The 17,368-nt window shown below is 65.7% G+C and carries 15 protein-coding genes; 7 read left to right on the forward strand and 8 right to left on the reverse strand.

All coding sequences use genetic code 11. From position 1 onward, the window contains the following. Window positions 1-54 precede the first annotated feature (54 nt). Both FQ746_RS33895 and FQ746_RS33900 read left to right on the forward strand, forming a co-directional pair. Window positions 55-879: a MetQ/NlpA family ABC transporter substrate-binding protein gene (locus FQ746_RS33895; protein WP_144114170.1), complete on the forward strand. Its 825-nt coding sequence runs from the start codon at window positions 55-57 to the stop codon at window positions 877-879. A 190-nt stretch (window positions 880-1,069) separates the two neighbouring features. Next, the gene (locus tag FQ746_RS33900; protein WP_144114171.1) at window positions 1,070-1,825 is read left to right on the forward strand and encodes an SDR family NAD(P)-dependent oxidoreductase; all 756 of its coding nucleotides are present in this window, start codon (window positions 1,070-1,072) and stop codon (window positions 1,823-1,825) included. Between the two features lie 174 nt (window positions 1,826-1,999). Here the strand turns inward: FQ746_RS33900 and groL are convergent, their stop codons facing one another. Further along, window positions 2,000-3,640, reverse strand: a complete 1,641-nt coding sequence (gene groL / locus FQ746_RS33905) for a chaperonin GroEL (RefSeq protein ID WP_144114172.1) — start codon at window positions 3,638-3,640, stop codon at window positions 2,000-2,002. Between the two features lie 30 nt (window positions 3,641-3,670). Next, window positions 3,671-3,961: a co-chaperone GroES gene (locus FQ746_RS33910; RefSeq protein WP_144114173.1), complete on the reverse strand. Its 291-nt coding sequence runs from the start codon at window positions 3,959-3,961 to the stop codon at window positions 3,671-3,673. Between the two features lie 246 nt (window positions 3,962-4,207). Between FQ746_RS33910 and FQ746_RS33915 the strand changes: the two genes are divergently transcribed. Together FQ746_RS33915 and FQ746_RS33920 are read left to right on the forward strand one after the other, a co-directional pair. Beyond that, a complete protein-coding gene (locus FQ746_RS33915; protein ID WP_144114174.1) occupies window positions 4,208-5,425 on the forward strand; it encodes an acyl-CoA dehydrogenase family protein in 1,218 nt (405 codons plus the stop codon). 40 nt (window positions 5,426-5,465) lie between these two features. After that, a complete protein-coding gene (locus FQ746_RS33920; RefSeq protein WP_144114175.1) occupies window positions 5,466-5,810 on the forward strand; it encodes a DUF3088 domain-containing protein in 345 nt (114 codons plus the stop codon). 26 nt (window positions 5,811-5,836) lie between these two features. Here FQ746_RS33920 and FQ746_RS33925 read toward each other — a convergent pair whose 3' ends face one another. After that, window positions 5,837-6,784, reverse strand: coding sequence for a TauD/TfdA dioxygenase family protein (locus FQ746_RS33925; protein WP_144114176.1), 948 nt, complete (start codon window positions 6,782-6,784; stop codon window positions 5,837-5,839). A gap of 245 nt (window positions 6,785-7,029) precedes the next feature. On the opposite strand from FQ746_RS33925, the gene FQ746_RS33930 reads away from it, so the two are divergent. Both FQ746_RS33930 and FQ746_RS33935 read left to right on the forward strand, forming a co-directional pair. Next, on the forward strand, window positions 7,030-8,523 hold the full coding sequence (locus FQ746_RS33930) for an MFS transporter (protein WP_144114177.1): 1,494 nt from the start codon (window positions 7,030-7,032) through the stop codon (window positions 8,521-8,523). A 166-nt stretch (window positions 8,524-8,689) separates the two neighbouring features. Further along, window positions 8,690-8,971: a transposase gene (locus FQ746_RS33935; RefSeq protein WP_144114178.1), complete on the forward strand. Its 282-nt coding sequence runs from the start codon at window positions 8,690-8,692 to the stop codon at window positions 8,969-8,971. 44 nt (window positions 8,972-9,015) lie between these two features. Here FQ746_RS33935 and FQ746_RS33940 read toward each other — a convergent pair whose 3' ends face one another. Next, on the reverse strand, window positions 9,016-12,006 hold the full coding sequence (locus FQ746_RS33940) for a hypothetical protein (RefSeq protein WP_144114179.1): 2,991 nt from the start codon (window positions 12,004-12,006) through the stop codon (window positions 9,016-9,018). Between the two features lie 213 nt (window positions 12,007-12,219). Here FQ746_RS33940 and FQ746_RS33945 point away from each other — a divergent pair, with 213 nt between their 5' ends. After that, window positions 12,220-12,654, forward strand: a complete 435-nt coding sequence (locus tag FQ746_RS33945; RefSeq protein ID WP_222105918.1) for a lytic transglycosylase domain-containing protein — start codon at window positions 12,220-12,222, stop codon at window positions 12,652-12,654. Window positions 12,655-12,767: 113 nt separating this feature from the next. Here FQ746_RS33945 and FQ746_RS33950 read toward each other — a convergent pair whose 3' ends face one another. The 4 genes from FQ746_RS33950 to FQ746_RS33965 form a co-directional block, all read right to left on the reverse strand. Then, window positions 12,768-15,866, reverse strand: coding sequence for a winged helix-turn-helix domain-containing protein (locus tag FQ746_RS33950; protein WP_186310910.1), 3,099 nt, complete (start codon window positions 15,864-15,866; stop codon window positions 12,768-12,770). Window positions 15,867-16,109: 243 nt separating this feature from the next. Continuing rightward, complete coding sequence (locus FQ746_RS33955) at window positions 16,110-16,565, reverse strand: CesT family type III secretion system chaperone (protein WP_144114181.1); 456 nt, start codon at window positions 16,563-16,565, stop codon at window positions 16,110-16,112. Window positions 16,566-16,728: 163 nt separating this feature from the next. Continuing rightward, on the reverse strand, window positions 16,729-16,950 hold the full coding sequence (locus tag FQ746_RS33960) for a hypothetical protein (RefSeq protein WP_144114182.1): 222 nt from the start codon (window positions 16,948-16,950) through the stop codon (window positions 16,729-16,731). 160 nt (window positions 16,951-17,110) lie between these two features. Beyond that, a complete protein-coding gene (locus FQ746_RS33965; protein ID WP_144114183.1) occupies window positions 17,111-17,353 on the reverse strand; it encodes a type III secretion protein in 243 nt (80 codons plus the stop codon). Between the last annotated feature and the right edge of the window lie 15 nt (window positions 17,354-17,368).

Below are 17,368 nucleotides of genomic sequence, written 5' to 3' on the forward strand. Positions count from 1 at the left end.
CGCCGCGCGACCCGAAGCGACCCGAAGCGGGCCGGCCAGCGACGAGGAGAACCAATGAAAGTTTTTCGCCATTTCCGGTCTGCCGTCGCGGCGGCCACCTTCGGCAGTTTGCTCGCACTCAGCCTGACGGCGCATGCCGTCGACCCCGATAAAAAAGAAATCCGTTTCGGCGCGACCGCGGGCCCTTACTCCGACCAGATTCGCTACGGCATCAAGCCCGTGCTCGAGAAAGAGGGCTACAAGGTGACGATCGTCGAATTCACCGACTACGTGCAGCCCAATCTGGCGCTAGCTGACGGCGTGCTCGATGCGAACGCGTTCCAGCACGAGATTTACCTGCACAAATTCGCCGACGATCACAAGCTGCAACTCTCCGAACTCGTCAAGGTGCCGACCGCGCCGATCGGCTTGTACAGCCACAAACACAAGAGCCTCGACGAGGTGAAAGAGGGCGCCACGGTCTCGCTGCCGAACGACGCGACCAACCAGGCGCGCGCGATCATCCTGTTGCAGCAACTCGGCTGGGTGACGTTGAAGGCCGGAGTCGATCCGGTGAAGTCGTCGGAGCGCGACATTGCCGGCAATCCGCACAAACTGAAGCTGTTGCCGCTCGAAGCGGCGCAGTTGCCGCGCTCGCTCGACGACGTCGACTATGCGCTGGTGAACGGTAATTTCGCGCTCGCCGCCGGCTTCAGGCTGACCGACGCGCTGCTGCTGGAAAAAATTCCTCCCTACTATCTGAACCTGGTCGCGGTGCGCACCGCCGATCTGCAGAAGCCGTACGTGAAAGATATCGCCGACGCTTACCGCTCCGCCGAGTTCAAGCGCGTGGTGGACGAGCGGTTCGCGGGTTTCTCGAAACCGGCTGACTGGCACTAGTCAGGCCGCGATCTTCTCTCAACGTTGGATAAGCCGTCGCCTCGACCAGGGCGACCGGCTGAAGTGCTTACCTTTCCACGATTCGTTATTTCCCTTGCCGCGTTTCGTCGTCTACGTTGATGTAGTGGGCCAAAGGGCCTCGTGCCGTCGTACGTCGGCGCGGTGCGGCAACTGCCAATGGGAGACGGGAATGAGCGATGCTGTCGGACAAGGTGTAACGAAGCCGCGCGTGGCGTGGATCGCCGGAGTGGGTGCAAGTGCCGGCATGGGCGGTGCGTTGGCGCGCCGCTTCGCGAGCGAAGGCTTGAGCGTCGCGGTGACGGGCCGCTCGAGCGAGCGACTGGCGACGCTGGTCGAAGAGATTCGTGCAAGCGGTGGCGACGCGCATGCGTTTCCCGGCGACGTCACCAGCGAGAGCGATCTGAATGCGATTGCGCGCGGCCTCGCCGGACACGGCACGCTCGAAGTAGCCATCTTCAATGCGGCCGGCGCCACGCGTGCGCCGACGCTCGAACTGAGCGCGGAACAATTCGAAGCCGCATGGCGCGTTACCACGCTGGGCGGATTCCTGTTCGCGCGCGCCGCGCTCGAACCGTTGCTCGCGGCGGGGCGAGGTTCGTTGCTGTTCACCGGCGCGACTGCCGCGTTACGCGGGCGGCCGCCTTTTGCCGCATTCGCTTCGGCCAAGGCCGGTCTCCGTTCGTTGACGCAAAGCCTCGCCCGCGAGTTCGGGCCGCGCAATATTCACGTCGCGCATGTCGTGGTCGACGGCGGGATCGACGGGGAACGCTTGCGTACGTCGGCGCCGGAGCGCGTCGCAAAGAGCGGCCCGGATGGTCTGCTCAGTCCGGACGAAATCGCCGACGCGTACTGGTATCTGCATCGGCAAGGACGCAGTGCTTGGTCGCAGGAAATCGATCTGCGGCCGTTCAACGAAACGTTTTAGTACGGCGTTCGACGATCCGGCTTCACCCGTCGGCGCACCGGCACGGCGCAGTATCGAATTGCGGACTTTGCTGTTTTATTGAGTCGTTCGACGGCGCGTAAAAAAGCCCACGCTGGGACACTTCGATTCTTGTCCCCAGCGTGGGCATCATGCCGTCAGGTCAGGCGGCGGCGTTCAGAAGTCGAGGCCGGGACCACCTGCGCCAGGACCGCCCGGCTGACCGGCAGCGGGTGAATCTTTCGGTGCTTCGTGCACGGTCGCGTCGGTGGTCAGCAACAGACCCGCCACCGATGCCGCGTTTTGCAGCGCCGTGCGCGTCACCTTGGTAGGATCGAGCACACCCGATTCCACCAGGTCGCCGTACTCGCCCGTCTGTGCGTTGTAGCCGAAGTTGCCGGTACCCTCGGCGACTTTCGCGACCACCACGCTGGCTTCTTCGCCGGCATTCGTCACGATCTGGCGCAGCGGTTCTTCCAGTGCGCGCAGCACGATCTTGATGCCCGCGTCCTGATCGGCGTTCAAACCCTTCAGGCCGACGATGGCCTGGCGCACGCGAATCAACGCGACGCCGCCGCCCGGCACGATGCCTTCTTCGACGGCCGCACGCGTGGCGTGCAGCGCGTCGTCGACGCGGTCTTTCTTTTCCTTTACTTCGATTTCCGTCGCACCGCCCACCTTGATGACGGCAACGCCGCCCGCCAGTTTCGCGACCCGTTCCTGCAGTTTTTCACGATCGTAGTCCGAGCTCGATTCCTCGATCTGCGCACGAATCTGCTTCACGCGGGCTTCGATATTCTTGCTGTCACCGGCACCGTCGATCACCGTCGTGTTCTCTTTGCCCACCTCGATGCGCTTGGCCTGGCCCAGTTCCGCGAGCGTCGCCTTTTCGAGCGTGAGACCCGTTTCTTCCGCAATCACCTGGCCGCCGGTCAGGATCGCGATGTCCTCGAGCAGCGCCTTGCGGCGGTCGCCGAAACCCGGCGCCTTGACGGCCACGGTCTTCAGGATGCCGCGAATGTTGTTCACCACCAGCGTGGCGAGCGCTTCGCCTTCCACGTCTTCCGCGATGATCAGCAGCGGGCGGCCGGCTTTGGCCACCTGCTCGAGCACCGGCAGCAGATCGCGGATGTTCGACACCTTCTTGTCGTGCAGCAGCACGAACGGGTTGTCGAGCACGGCGACCTGTTTTTCCTGATCGTTGATGAAATACGGCGACAGGTAGCCACGATCGAATTGCAGACCCTCCACGACGTCGAGTTCGTCGTCGAGCGACTTGCCGTCTTCGACGGTAATCACGCCTTCCTTGCCGACGCGGTCGATGGCTTCCGCGATGCGCTGGCCGATCGACTCTTCACCGTTGGCCGAAATGGTCGCGACCTGCGCGATTTCCTTGCTGGTGGTGGTGGGCTTGCTGATCTTCTTCAGCTCTTCGATCGCGGCGATCACCGCCTTGTCGATGCCGCGCTTCAGGTCGAGCGGATTGAGGCCGGCCGCCACGTATTTCTGGCCTTCGCGAACGATGGCCTGAGCCAGCACGGTGGCGGTCGTGGTGCCGTCGCCGGCGGCGTCGCTGGTACGCGAGGCGACTTCCTTCACGAGTTGCGCGCCGATGTTCTGCACGCGGTCCGACAGTTCGATTTCCTTCGCGACCGACACACCGTCCTTGGTCACGACGGGCGAGCCGAAGCTACGCTCGAGCACGACATTGCGGCCTTTCGGACCCAGCGTGACCTTCACTGCATTGGCGAGAATGTTGACGCCTTCCACCAGTTTCGAGCGTGCGACGTCGCTGAAAATAATTTCTTTTGCTGCCATGGTTCGATGCTCCCTCGGTTATGCCTGGGTTTATTGCGTGACGACTGCGACGACGTCTTCTTCGCGCAGGACCAGCAGTTCGTTGCCGTCCACCTTGACGGACTGGCCAGCGTATTTGCCGAACAGCACGCGCTCGCCGACTTTAAGGTCGGGCTCGATGCGCTTGCCGTCGGTGTCGCGCTTGCCGGGGCCGACAGCGATCACTTCGCCCTGATCGGGTTTTTCGGCGGCGCTTTCGGGAATGACGATGCCCGATGCAGTTTTGGTTTCCTGATCGAGACGCTTGACGATCAAACGATCGTGCAGGGGACGAAGGCTCATGGTTCGATTTCCGCGTGTGAGATTTGGCACTCGTCGTTGGTGAGTGCTGAGACCGGAATCGAGTATAGAAATAGCGTACGCGATGGGCCAATAAGCGATTCATCGAAGGATATGAACGGAGTGCATTTGCGAAAGCCGGGAACACAATGCAGCGATCCGCATATGCATAGCTTGTTTCGCTGGTTGGGCGGCCGGTGCCGCGTCCCTATACTGGGTAGGTTTGCACCAGTCATAAGGAAGGAATGCATGTCGCTCTCTCGATCCACCCCTGCGCAGTCCCCGTTGCAGGCCGCGTTAGCCGCGCTACCCGCGCTCGCGCAAGCCATCGGGGAAGATGCCGCGCAACGCGAATCGCGCCGCGAGTTGCCGTTCGACCGCTTCGCGCTGTTTCGCGAATCGGGTCTCGGGGTGTTGCGTCTGCCGGTGGAGTGGGGCGGTCTGGGCGGTTCGCTCGAAGACCTGTTTCATGTGGTCACGACGCTGGCCGCGCACGAATCGAATGTCGCGCACGCGTTGCGCATTCATTACGATCTGACCGAGCAACTGGTGTTGTCGCCGCGCTCGACTTTTAACGACACGCAAATTGGCCGGCTCAGGGAAGGCGCGATTTTTGGCGGTGCATCGACCGAACTCGGCACGTCGCGGCCGGGTGAAATCGGCACGCGTCTCACGCGCGATGGCGAACATTATCGTGTGAGCGGCAAGAAGTATTACTCGACCGGCACTGCGTTCTCCGATTACGCGCGCATCAACGTGCAGGACGCCGACGATCAGAACGTGTCGATCGTCGTTCCGGTCTCGCGTGAAGGTCTGCAAATACTCGACGATTGGGACGGCATGGGTCAGCGCATGACGGCAAGCGGCAGCCTCGTGCTCGACAACGTGCAGGTGTTCGCACATGAAGTCGCGGCACGCGGTTATCAGACGCTTGCCGGCCGGCATGGCGGCGCGCTGCGTCAGCTGCATCTGGTGGCGGTGGCGGCGGGCATCGTGCGCAATATTCTGGCCGACGCACGACACTACGTGACCCATTACGGCCGGCCGGTTTTGCATAGCCCGGCACCGTCCGCGCGCGAAGATGGTTTCGTGCAACAGGTGGTCGGCGATCTCGCCGCGCACAGTCTCGCGATCGACGCACTGGTTCAGCAGAACGCACGCACGCTCGACCGCTCGGCCGATGCGATCCGTCGCGGCGCAGACGATGCGGAAGCATTGGTGCTCGAAGGCGCGCTGGCCACGGCGAAGACGCAACTCGTGGTGAGCAAGCTGGCGTTGTATGCCGGCGAGCGGCTGTTCGAGATTGGCGGCGCATCGGTGACGGGGCGTGCGCACAACTTCGACCGGCACTGGCGCAATCTGCGCACTATCTTCAACCACAACCCGTTGCTGCATAAAGCGAGAGTGGTCGGCGACTACGAGTTGAACGGCGTGACGACCCACCTCACCGAGGGACGGGTTTTCTGACGACCTTTTATTCACCCTTCACTTCAACTACGCACACCCTATGAGCCGAGACCTTCTGTTGTTGCTGGAACCGGGCTTCACCGACCCGAACCATCCCGGTGAACGTTTTATCTGTCCCGATGGCGCGCCTATCGAAGGCCTGCTGGCGAGCGACCCGGCGCGCAACGTGCGCCTCGACATTCGACGCCTGCCGTTTCCGCGTCCGCGCGCGGTCGTGGTCGACGCGCTGGACAGCGAGCATCAGGGCCTGCCCGTGCTGATTCTCGGTGACGAACATCCGGCACCCGCCGATGCAGAGACGCTCGGCGACAAGCGCTTCGTGACGGACACGCGCCGCATACTCGATCTGCTCGCGCAGCGGCACGGTTTTCCGAAGGTGCATTAAGGCCGCGTAGCACCGCGGCCGGTCTTTCAGTTCAACGCGACGGCCGCCGCGGCGCTCACCGGCGAGCCCTGAATCGATACCGATTGCTGGCCGTCGGGGCCCACGGGTACATCGCCGACTAGCGTCGTGCGGTACAACTGCCGGTCGAAGTCGAGATCGAAGATATCGGTGGGGGCGAGGTGAGCGGTGGCGCGATTGTCCCAGAACGCGATGCTGCCGGGTTCCCATTTGAACCGCACCGTGAATTCCGGCCGCGTGACATGCTCCCACAACAATTCGAGCAGCACTTCGCTTTCACGCGGACTCACGCCGACAATCGATTTCAAAAAGCTCGGGCTCACGTACAGCGCCCGCTCGCCGGTCTCTGGATGCACGCGTACCAGCGGATGTTCGCTCACCAGCGTGCGTTGCTCGACCGCCTGCACGAAAGCCTGCGTTCCGCTCGCGCCGGCCGGCGGCGTGAAACGGTGCAGTCCGCGCAGACCATCCACGAAAGCACGCAATGGCGCGGACAGCTTTTCATACGCCGCAACCAGACTGGTCCACTGGGTATCGCCGCCGTAAGGAGGGATCGTCACGCCACGCAGGATCGACGCCCAAGGCGGGTTGACCGCGGCGGTCACGTCGGTATGCCAGCCGGTCCATGGGCGTTGCAACGACGCGCCTTCGAAGCGCGTCGCCTTGCGGAACTTCGAGATCGCGTAGACCTCGGGATGTCCTTCCACGTGACCGAACACCGGATGCCCGAGCGTCAGTTCGCCGAACTGCGCGGAGAAAGCGACGTGCTGCTCGTGCGTCAGAAACTGCTCGCGAAAGAACACTACGCGCCACTTGAGCAACGCGGCACGAATCCCGGCGATCTGACGCGCGTCCAGTTTCTGCGTGAGATCGACGCCGTGAATTTCCGCGCCGATATGCGCGGACAGCGGGGTGATTTGAATAGACTGCGGATCCTGCGCGGCGGCTGCACTCATGAGCGGACTCCTGACGAAGACGACCACGTTAAATTCGCCGGCGGGCGAATCCAACCAATCTTTGCAGATAAGAAAATCAGCCGAACTGCGAACCGGCCAGGCGTCGCCCCCGGCTTTGCTGGAACCACGCTGCAATCGCGCTGCAATCGCGCAAAGTTTGCTTTGCATAGCAGATTTCCTCGTTTTACGGCCGCCGCGCGCGTCACTAACATGCATGGCTTCATCTTTCAATCGAAGCCCGGATCATGTCCACTGTCGCCTTTCCGTCGACCGACGTCGACTCGCAGACGCACGCCGGTTCCGGCGCGCAACCCACCGTCATTCGTAGCGCGCAGGACGTCTCGCGTATCGTGAACGCCGGCGCGGCGCCCGGCAGCAACGCGCGCATCGTGATTGCCATTGCGCTCGGCGGCGTGTTCCTCGACGCCTACGATCTGACGTCGCTCGCGTATGGCATCAAGGACATCGCGCGGCAGTTTTCGCTGTCGCCGGTGCAGGTCGGTTTCGTGTCCTCGGCCATCACGTTCGGGGCGATTCTCGGTGCGCTGTTCGGCGGGTATCTGACCGACCGCATCGGCCGTTACCGCGTGTTCATGGCCGACATGCTGTTCTTCGTGGTCGCGGCCATCGCGGCCGGTCTCGCGCCGAATGCATGGGTGCTGGGCGGCGCCCGGTTCCTGATGGGCTTCGGCGTGGGGCTAGACCTGCCGGTGGCGATGGCGTTTCTCGCCGAGTTCTCGAAGGTCGCGGGCAAGGGCAACAAGGCGGCCAGTGTCGCCGCATGGTGCCCGGCGTGGTACGCGGCCACCAGCACCTGCTATCTGCTAATCCTCGGGCTTTACGCGATTCTGCCGGAGCACAGTCTCGGCTGGCTGTGGCGTCTGACGCTCGCGTTCGGCGCGGTGCCGGCCATCGTCATCATCCTGGTGCGTAGCCGCTATATCAGCGAGTCGCCGGTGTGGGCCGCGAACCAAGGCGATCTTGAGGGTGCCGCGCGCATTCTGAAACGCAGCTATGGCGTGGATGCGGTGGTCGAACGCAACGATGCGAGTTACGCAAAACCGGCGGCGCCGCGCGCTGCGTCCTGGCGTAATTACGGCGTGCTGTTCAACGCGACATACCGGCGGCGCACGATCCTCGCCGCGGTGATCGGCAGCGCGTCTTCGTTCGGCTACAACGCGATTATTTTCGGCTTGCCGGTCATCATTACGAGCTTCTTCCATCAAGGCCCGTTGACGACGATCGTCGCCGCGCTCGCGTTGAATCTGGTGTTCGCGTTCGTCGGCGGTCTGATCGGCGTGTGGACTGCGCCGACGGTCGGCGCATGGAAGATGACGGTGCTGGGCCACTCGCTGCAATTCGCCTCGCTGATCGGCCTCGCTTTGATCGGCAAGCCGGGTAGCGGCGCGCTGGTCGTCGTGGCGATCCTGCTGCTCGGCGGCTATCTGTTCGGGCAAGGCTTCGGGCCGGGCTCGCATTCGATGACCTACGCGTCGCTGAGTTATCCCACTTCGTTGCGGGGGATTGGCGTCGGGTTCAACCAGACTCTGGTGCGTTCCGCTTCGACGGTGTCGCTGTTCCTGTTCCCGGTGCTGGCCGCGGCGCTCGGCACGAAAGTGTTCTGGCTGATCGCGCTGGCGCCGCTAAGTTCGCTGCTGGTGCTGCTCTTTATCCGGTGGGAACCGTCGGGCTACGACATCGACGGTGAGGACTACGCGCAGCCGGCGAACGCCGGTTGACTCTGGCGGCCAATCCCAGATCGCCCACTCGTCAGCCAGTCTGAGGAATACCCGTCGCACGCCCCAACACCCGAACTGCAGGCATTTTCGGCTCCATCTCGCGGCTTTAAAAGAAAACCCGCGACGGTAGTATCGGAAATGTACCAGACAGTTAATGGGGGCCAGCGTGCTAACTCTTCCTCTTTCCGACGATGCATGGGATCGCGTGAGTCACCTGCTCCAGCAGGACTCGAAGCCGCATTTCGGCCGGCCGCCGCGCAATCCGCGCGACGTTCTGAACGCGATTTTGTGGGTGATGACGCAGGGCGAGCGCTGGCATCATCTGCCGGGCAACTTTCCGCCGTCGCAGACGTGCTACATCAAGTGGCTGCAATGGCGCCGCGCGGGACTGATGTCGACCATCTTCACCGAGCTGGAAATAGAAGGGTCGTCCGCCGCTTATCAGTGACGGTGCAGGCGAGGCGAACACTTCGTCGCCCGCCTGAAATCGCCTCAAACCGGCCCAGCCGCGCCGCGCCGGTCCAGTTCCTCGACCAGCGCAAACGGAATGCTTTGCGCGAACACTTCGCGCTCGCCGGTTGCCGCGGTCTGCGTGTTTAGTTGCAGCCCGAAATTCAGTCCCGGACGCCGGGTGGTCGCCGTACGTTCCTTCACTTTCAACTCGATCGGCAGCCACGACGCCGGCTCGTTCAGCACGTCCGCGATTTTCGCATCGAGCGCTTCGGCTACCGGCCCCGTCGATGTCTTCTGCAACGCCTCCAGCGTTGAAATCTGCGCCGCCGCATCGCGTTTAAGCCGGTAGCGGTGGAAGTAAGTCTGATTGGCGCGCCGGTTCGCCTTGACGTCGCCCAGATGCGCGTCGAGCCGTTCCGCGGCCAGCACTTGCGGGTCGCGTTGAAGCGGCGCGGGTTCGCCGTTTTGCGCCGCCCGGTCGCGCTCGGCACGCTGTTCGTCGGCGATCTGCAGGGCGAACAGCGCGCACCACTCGGGGCGGCTCGCATCGAGCGCACGGGTGTAGGTTTCGGCGCTCGTGTAGTCGGTGTCGAGCAAACATGCGCGATGCACGAGCACGCCGTCTTCGCGCACCAACTGCACCTTGGCGACGCGGGTGTCGTCGGCGAACGTGACGGTAGCGGAGGGCGCGTCGAGCGATAACAGGCCGATGCCGGCGCTCGATTGCGCCGAACCCACCGATGCGGTCGAACCGAGCGTGCCGCTCAGTCGTGCCAGCAGCCGCGATCCGGCGCCCACACGATGTTGTTCGATCTGCAGGCGGCCGCTCTGTTCGGCGGAATCATGGGTTTGCCGTGTTGTCCGCTCGTAACCGAGACCCAGGTTGACACCGGCGCGCAGCGGCGAGCCGGCCGTGCCCAGCTTGACGGCAACGCCGGCATCCGCCGAGCCGCCGCGCTTCACCGAGTCGGCGTTCGCATCGGTCCAGCTGACGGAGATGTCGGGGTCGTCGAAGTAGCGCCCGGCCAGCCGGTTCCAGGTGTCGTGCGCGTCGCCCGTGTGCGCGGCGCTGGCCTCGTCGAACACATGGTCGACCACGCTATTGAGTTTCGCGCGCATGGCGGCGTCGTCGTAACCGTCGCCGTTGGCGTTCAGACGCCGCGCGATGCGCAGCGATACGCCGCTTTGCGCGTCGAGTTGCTGCGAGTGCAGCACCCCCTGAACCGTCACGCCGGCGCGCAGCTGGGTTACGCCGACGTCCACGTCGTAGCCGACCAGCGCGCCCGCGCCCGCATGCCGCGTGCGCGTCTTCGCGGTGCCGATGAACATTTCGACGCCCTGCGTGCCGCGGCTCAGTTCGACCAGCGCCTCGCGCGACTTCGACGCGCGCAGATCGACGCGCGGCGCGACCGGCACCGCGCCGGCATGCAGCAGGTGACCGACGTTCGCCGACAGCCCGCGCGTGCTGACGCCGACTTTGCCGCCGTCGGTGAGGCGCAGGCGTGCGCTCGATTGCAGTTGTCGCGCGACGTTTTTCAGGGTGGCGCGGGCCGCGTTGGCGTTGGGGCCGAGGCGATCCGGCGCGGCGGCAATCGCCGCTTCGGCCTCGGCAGCGGCATCGTTGGCGGCTTCGTGCGGCAAGCCTTGCGTGCCCATGCTCAACGCGGACAACGGCGACTTGTGCTTGCCGAACACGCGCGGCGCGAAGCTCTTCCAGCGCGGCTCGTCGACCCGCGCGACGCTCTTCGCGGAAAACTTGTTCAGACGCTCGCGGGCGCGCGACAGATCGCTGCCGCGAGCGTCCGCCCGAAAATCCTGCCGCCACGCGAAGAACGCGCCTTTCTGATCCGGCGTCAGCGCGTGCCGGCCATGCGTGAGCAAGGTCGAGGCGGCTGCGTAGGCGCGCCACGCGAACGCCGCCTCGCGAACCGCGACACCCGGCGCTGGCGCATGCGCGGCCGCCACTGCGCCGGGCGCGGGGTCGGCCGATGGGGTGGCGCTCGCCGCGTCCATCGCGTCGGCGGCCTGCAGCATCATTCGCGCGGCAAGCTGTGTGGAGGAGGCGGCCGCGCCTGCCGCCGCACTTAACGCCGCGCCTGCCGCCGCACTTGCCGCCGCGCCGCCCGCCGTGCCGCTGCGCAAGTGCTCGAATGCTTCGAAGCCGACGTTCGTGCGCGCCAGAATGCGGGCGGTGCGCCACGCGTTGGCTTCGACGGGCGAGGTCGAGCGTTGCTGGTCGAGGTGCGCGAGGTCGAGCCCACGCAGCGAGTCGAGCACGAGCGCGGCTTCGGCGCTGGTTTCCACGCCGGCCTCGCGCAAGGCCTGGGCGATCAGCGCGCCGCGCGTGGTGGACGGCGCGCCGTCGGCGGCGCCGAGTTCTGCCAGCGAGTGCGAAAACTGGGCGGCCGCGAGCAGATCGCCGGGCGGTGAAGGAAGCGCACGGCTCACGTAGGCGAGCAGGCCGGCGCGATCGTCCATCGCCGTGGGCAGCGCGGCTTGCGCGTCGAGCGGAACCATCGGCACGGGTTCGCCGGCGTGAGCGGTCGCGGCGGTGGCGAGCCGCTGTGGGTTTGCGGGCGCGTCCGTCCCGTCGAGTGGATCGGGTTCGTCGACCGTCGCAACATCCGCGACGTCCGCGACATCCACCTGTGCTGTGCGCCGTCGCGCTGTCCTGGCGAGCGCGGCGAGGCTCTGCTTCTCGGTTTTGAGGAGCGGCGTGCCGGGCGCATTGGATGCCTTCGCAGGCTTCGCCGGATAGCGTGTGCCGCCCGTCGTGAGAGTGGCCGCATCGAGTGGCTTGCCGTTCAGGGTCGTCTGATACACGGCCGTGCTGACTTCGATCTTGCGGGTACGCAATCGCGCGCCGGTGCGGCCGACCGCATTGCGCAGGCGTCCGAGCGCCGTTTCGTCGGCGACCTCGGGTGCGGCGGCAGGCGCCTGCTCGCCGGTGTGCGCCGCCTGCGCACCCTCGGCATCGACGGGCGCGGGAGCCGCTGGAACAGCCGATCGGAACACGTGAAACTTGGACATGGCGCACGGCACTCAACGAGCGAGGATCGTAAGCCAAGGTAGGCCCGGCATATGTCACCTTGATGCAGCCCACGAAGCGCCGTGTACGCAGACGAAGCCAGCCACCGCCATACCGCTGGATTCGCGCGGCGCGTCATGTTTTCGCATCTGCTTGATGGCGCGCGGGGCGGCGGTCTTAAGATCGCGGCACCCATGCTTCCGATGGATCCGCATATGGTCATTCGAGCCGCCGCGCTACTGGCGATGCTGCTGTGTCTCGCTCCCGCCGCGCGGGCCGACTGTTTCTCGCAGGCGGCCAGCTACCAGCACGTCAACGAGACGATATTGCGCGCGCTCGCGTGGCAGGAATCGCATGACGACATCCACGCGCGCCGGGTCAACACCAACGGCTCGATCGACTACGGGCTCATGCAGATCAACTCGATCCACCTCTCGGTGCTGTCGACTTACGGCATCACCTCCAGCCTGCTGATGGACCCGTGCGCGAGCATCTACGTGGCCGCCTGGCATCTGCGCAAGATGATGCTGAAATACGGCAACACGTGGCGCGCGGTCGGCGCGTATCACTCGCAAACTCCCGCCGAACGCGATAAATACGCCGCCCAGGTGCGGCTCATCGTGCAGCGGATGCAGCCGCAGCCGCGCTAGGCGCGCGATGCCAAGGTGGCCGACGGGTCGGCAACCGACGCACCGGCACCCGACGCACCGGCGCCCGACGCAACGACAGCGGCAACCGCGCCAGCCGCACCACCGCCGCCCCATCACTCCACCTGCGCCTGCGATACCTCGATCCTGCGCAACAACATCCTCGCATGCTGCCGGTGCGCTTCCTGCGCGGCCTGATCCAGCAACGCCCGCACGTCCGCCACCGACGCGCCGGTTCGACGCAGCAACACCGCATGCACGCGCATCGCTTCCGGCAGCACCCAGCGCCGGCCGAGCCGGTCGAGGTTGGCGATCATCTGCTCGGTGAGACGCACCAGCGTCGGCCCCTCGGCCTGCAGCAGCGCGAGATCCGTAAAGCGCTCCAGCGCGCGCAGGTCCATCACGGTGCCGTAGCCGCGGGTCAGATTGTTCAGCGCGTGATCGACGAGTTGAGTCGCCGCCGCGCTGGTGTCGTCGACGGCTTCCGCCCACAGCAGAAAACCGCGACCCGCGCGCAACCAGTTGTCGAGACCCGCGCGCTGGGCAATCGCGCACAGCACGCGCGCCTGTTGCGCCATGCGCGGCAGGTTGTCTTCGAGCAGGAACAGCAGGCTTGCCATCGCCGCCGCCGCGCAATGCGACACCGGGTCGGCTCGCTGGCGCGCTTCGCGCAACGTGCGCAACAGCACTGGATGCCATTTCGAGCGCGCGCCGCTCAGCCACAACGACAGCGCGAGCCCGTTGCGGGCCAGCGCTTCGACGTAGCCGGCGGCCGGCTGACCGGAGTCGGCGGGGAGGGCGGAATCGACCGACAACTCGTCGCTGTCCGGCAGATCGGCGGGCGCCAGCAGTTTGACGGCTTCATGATGACGCCCGCCGAGCGTCAGCAGCGCGCCGTGCAGCAGGCCGAAGCCCGGATGCGTGGACGAGCCGTCGCATTCCTGCGCGATGCGCCCGCGCACGCGCGCGAGCGGCTCGAGCGGTTCCTCGCCGAAGCCGGCTTCCAGCAGGCCCATCAATAGCACCGACAGGGCGCGCAGGCGGGTGTCGTCGTCGGCGCAGGCGGTCGCCAGTTCGTACACGCGCCACCACGCTTCGATGCCCGCGCCGGCCGAGGCCGCCGGCGAGCCCGGCAGCGCCTGGGCGAGCGCGAGCGTCAGTTGCATGCGGTCGCGCACTTTCAACATGGACACCGCACCGTCGCGATCGAGCGCGCGGCCGATCCAGTGGAGCCGTTCGTCCATCAGCCGCGCGGCTGCCCAGACCTGCGTGGAGTGCTGCAGCAACCGCGCGGCCAGATCCAGCCGTCCGGCTTCGAGCGACCAGCCGAGCGCGCGGCGCACGTCGGACACTCGCACGGTGGCAATCGTTTGCGCGCCGCCGCGAGTTCGCGACGGCTCGGCGCCGGCAGAGCGTTCCAACGGCTGTTGGGTCAGCCGCTCGGCGATTCGCTGCACGTAGCGCGCGGCGAGCGCTTCGTAATCGCGACGGTACGACAGTTCACCGAGCGCGAAGCGGCGCACCGCCGGCGGCATATCGAGCAGACGGGCATGAACCGCCGGTCGATCGTCGTTCGCTTCCGCGGGCGTCGAATCGAGCAGCAGACCTGCGTCGAGCAGCGTCGTGAAATACCTTTGCAGGCAACGCTCGCCGACGGCCGTGCCGGACGGGTCGATCTCTTCGATCTCTTCGATCCCGTCGTCCTCTTGGTCCTTTCCGTCGAGCGCGCCGGGCATGCAGACTGCGAGCGCGTCGGCGTTTTCGAATTTGCCGCCGAACAGGCTCGCGCCGCTCAATACATGCTGGGCGCCCGCTTCGAGCGTGCGATAAGCGAGCGCCACGAGCGTGGGGATCAGCGTCGCGTCATTCACCGTGGCATCGGCGTTGCCGGTCCGCCGTAACAGCAGGGCGCGCCAGCGAGCGTGCCAGTCGGCGAGCGCATCGGCCGGAACCGGCAGGCGCCGGCAGGCCGCGGCGATCTGCGTGGCCGCCAGTTCGAGCGCGAGCGGATTGCCGCCCAGCGACCGGCAGATCGATTCGATGCGGGCGCGCTCGGGCAAAAATTCCGGCAACGCATCCAGGCCAATGCAAACCGAAACCGCTGCAAGGCTGTCGGCGCTGTGCGAGGCATCGTCGCTCGAGCGAGGCAACGCGTTGCGCGCCGCAAGCTGCAGCGCGAACAACCGGGCCGCGTCCGACCAGTCCAGATTCGCGGAATCCGCCGGCGCATTGGCGCTCGTCTCCAGCGGCGCGCAACGCAGCGGCGCCAGCGGCAACAGGTACTCGGCGGCAGCGAACAACGGCGCTTGCGCACACACCAGAACGCACACCGGCGTCGCGGCAAGCAGCGCCTCGACGACGGCCGCGACCTCGTGCGCGAGATGGTCGGCGTCCTCGATGACGAGCAGCGTCGGCTTGCCGGCGAGCCGCGCGATCAGCGTGTCGATGCATTCCGGGCGTCGGGGCGGCGAGAGCGGGGGCAACTGCGCGGCGATTGTCGCGGCCACCTGACCGGGCAGCGTGACTTCCGCGAAGCCGACGAACGCGGCCGGTTCGTGAAACAGCGCGGCGACCCGCAACGCGGCGTCGCGTGCAAGACGCGTCTTGCCGACGCCGCGCGGCCCCAGCAGTGTGACGAGTCGCTGTTGCGGCACCCGGATCGACAGTTCGGACAGTTCGGCGTCGCGGCCGACGAGCGGCAGCGAGGCGTCGGCGGGCAAGCCGCCGGAAGCGCTGGCTAAGGGAGCGGAGCCTGGCGACGAAGCGGCGGACAACGCGGCCGACAAAGCGGGGGGCGTAGCACTGGGCAAAGCAGCGGACAAACCAGCAGGCGCCGAGCGCCACGTCGCGTCATTGCCCGGAAACACCGGCACGTCGCGGCTTTCGTACCAGGCCGCGGTAAGCCGGTAGCCGCGCCGCGGCACGGTTTCGATCAGGTCGCGGTCGTCGCCGAGCGCGCGGCGCAGTTGGGACACTAGCGCCTGCACGCTGGTCGCGACCATCGACAGCGATGGCCATAACCGCTGCTGCAGTTCTTCGATGGAGATGATCTTGCCGCGCGCATCGACGAGCGCGATCAGCACATCCATGGCGCGCTCGTTGAGGGTTACCGTCTGCCCGTCGGCGTAGAGCGTGCGCGAATCGCGCGCGAGCGCGAAACGGCCGAACAGCGTGACAGGCTCCTCGGTGACGGGTAGCGTTTTTTCTTGTTTCATGCACCGTACCTGCGGTCGCGGAAATCGGAGCGACGGTCCGCGGCGACGGTAATCGCCCTGGGCGTCGCGCCACAGCGGCGTTGTAGGCCGGGTCTGTGGTCTCGTTCGTGGCTTCGCCCGGACTAACGCCCGAGCGTGATATTTTGTCTGAATATTACGCGATAAGCTCGACTTCGGTGCGAGGAGTGAGGCCATTCACCGTATTGTCTTGCGGCGCGGGTAGCGCGGGCGGTCCAGGCGTTGTCACGCGCGCAGCCAGACGAATTCGCCGGCCGCGATGCCTTCGAACATTTCATCGCTCGATTCGATGATGTTCTGTTGCCAGTAGCGGCCGTGATCCGCGTAATGGGAGAGCAGATCGGCGAGCGCCTCGCCGTCTACGTCGTCGGCGAACGGCACGCGCAGAATCAGCACGATGCCACCGGTATCGGTGTCCATGCCGAGTTGCGCCTGGTCCTGCGCATAGATCAGCAGGTTGGCTTCGAGCATCAGGCGGAACACCGTCAGTGCCCGGCCGGCCGTCACCGCGCCATAGTGAAAATTCACGTAGAGCGCTTCGGGATCGCTGTCGAAGTGATCGAGCCGGACTTCGAAACCTTCCACTTCGATCGCGCGCGTGTCGAGCACGTGCTCGACGTCCGGCAGCCCGACCGCCGCGCACAGTTCGCCGATCAGCGAGGTGTACATTGCTGAACTCATCGACGCCGCCGCGAGAACAGGAGGCCTCTCGCGCCCGGGTGCAACCCGTGTGGCGCGAACGCAGAGGCATAAACCAGTACAGATGCGGTCATGACCGAAACCCTCGGCGCGACCGCACGCACGGTGCCGGCCGGCGCGCTAACGCGGGCCGGCACCCGCGCGATCACGATGCCTTGGCGGCGTCTTTGATGCCCGATGCGCCGCTCTTCAGCGCGTCGCCGGCGGCCTGCGTGACGCTGGCCTGAGCTTGCGCCTGCGCGATCTCCAGACTTTGTTGCGCTTGCGCGGCGATCTGACCGGTGATGCCGGAGGTACTCGCGTCCGTGCTCGCGGCGCCGCCGACGCTTGCTGCCAGGTTGCCTGCAGCCGAGGTAATCGCACCCATAATCAACTCCTTCTGAAGTAGAAAAGATCGCCATCCGTCAGAGGCCGCTCGCGCGCGCCGGTCCGTTGAACAGCGTATTGCAGACGCGAGGGCCGCCCACCGGTCCTCACGGCATTCCGCGCATCACGCACGCGGAAATCGGGTTGACTTCATATCGCGCTCATCGAGCCAGTTCCTGCTCGCGCAACTGGGCGATGACACGGCTCGCGGCCATCAAGCCCTGGTAGATTTTCGAGCGGTTGCTGCGGTCCAGTTCGTTGCCGCCCTGAGCGTCGCCGACCGATTGCGCGCTCTGCTGCAACGCGCGTTCGAGATCGATCAGACGTTGGCCCGAGGACGGATCGGCGAGCAGGTTCTGCAGGTCGTTGAAATCGTCGGCATGACGTTCGAGTGCTTCGTACATGACATTTCTCCGGTA

The sequence above is a fragment of the Paraburkholderia sp. BCC1886 genome (assembly GCF_900996245.1).
GTDB lineage: Bacteria > Pseudomonadota > Gammaproteobacteria > Burkholderiales > Burkholderiaceae > Paraburkholderia.

Coding starts and splice junctions, on each gene's coding strand:
- FQ746_RS33925 (WP_144114176.1), bottom strand. CDS start 6,784: ATGAGTGCAGCCGCCGCGCAGGATCCGCAGTCTATTCAAATCACCCCG.
- FQ746_RS33930 (WP_144114177.1), top strand. CDS start 7,030: ATGTCCACTGTCGCCTTTCCGTCGACCGACGTCGACTCGCAGACGCAC.
- FQ746_RS33955 (WP_144114181.1), bottom strand. CDS start 16,565: ATGAGTTCAGCAATGTACACCTCGCTGATCGGCGAACTGTGCGCGGCG.
- FQ746_RS33945 (WP_222105918.1), top strand. CDS start 12,220: ATGGTCATTCGAGCCGCCGCGCTACTGGCGATGCTGCTGTGTCTCGCT.
- FQ746_RS33965 (WP_144114183.1), bottom strand. CDS start 17,353: ATGTACGAAGCACTCGAACGTCATGCCGACGATTTCAACGACCTGCAG.
- FQ746_RS33910 (WP_144114173.1), bottom strand. CDS start 3,961: ATGAGCCTTCGTCCCCTGCACGATCGTTTGATCGTCAAGCGTCTCGAT.
- FQ746_RS33950 (WP_186310910.1), bottom strand. CDS start 15,866: ATGAAACAAGAAAAAACGCTACCCGTCACCGAGGAGCCTGTCACGCTG.
- groL (WP_144114172.1), bottom strand. CDS start 3,640: ATGGCAGCAAAAGAAATTATTTTCAGCGACGTCGCACGCTCGAAACTG.
- FQ746_RS33940 (WP_144114179.1), bottom strand. CDS start 12,006: ATGTCCAAGTTTCACGTGTTCCGATCGGCTGTTCCAGCGGCTCCCGCG.
- FQ746_RS33960 (WP_144114182.1), bottom strand. CDS start 16,950: ATGGGTGCGATTACCTCGGCTGCAGGCAACCTGGCAGCAAGCGTCGGC.
- FQ746_RS33895 (WP_144114170.1), top strand. CDS start 55: ATGAAAGTTTTTCGCCATTTCCGGTCTGCCGTCGCGGCGGCCACCTTC.
- FQ746_RS33920 (WP_144114175.1), top strand. CDS start 5,466: ATGAGCCGAGACCTTCTGTTGTTGCTGGAACCGGGCTTCACCGACCCG.
- FQ746_RS33915 (WP_144114174.1), top strand. CDS start 4,208: ATGTCGCTCTCTCGATCCACCCCTGCGCAGTCCCCGTTGCAGGCCGCG.
- FQ746_RS33900 (WP_144114171.1), top strand. CDS start 1,070: ATGAGCGATGCTGTCGGACAAGGTGTAACGAAGCCGCGCGTGGCGTGG.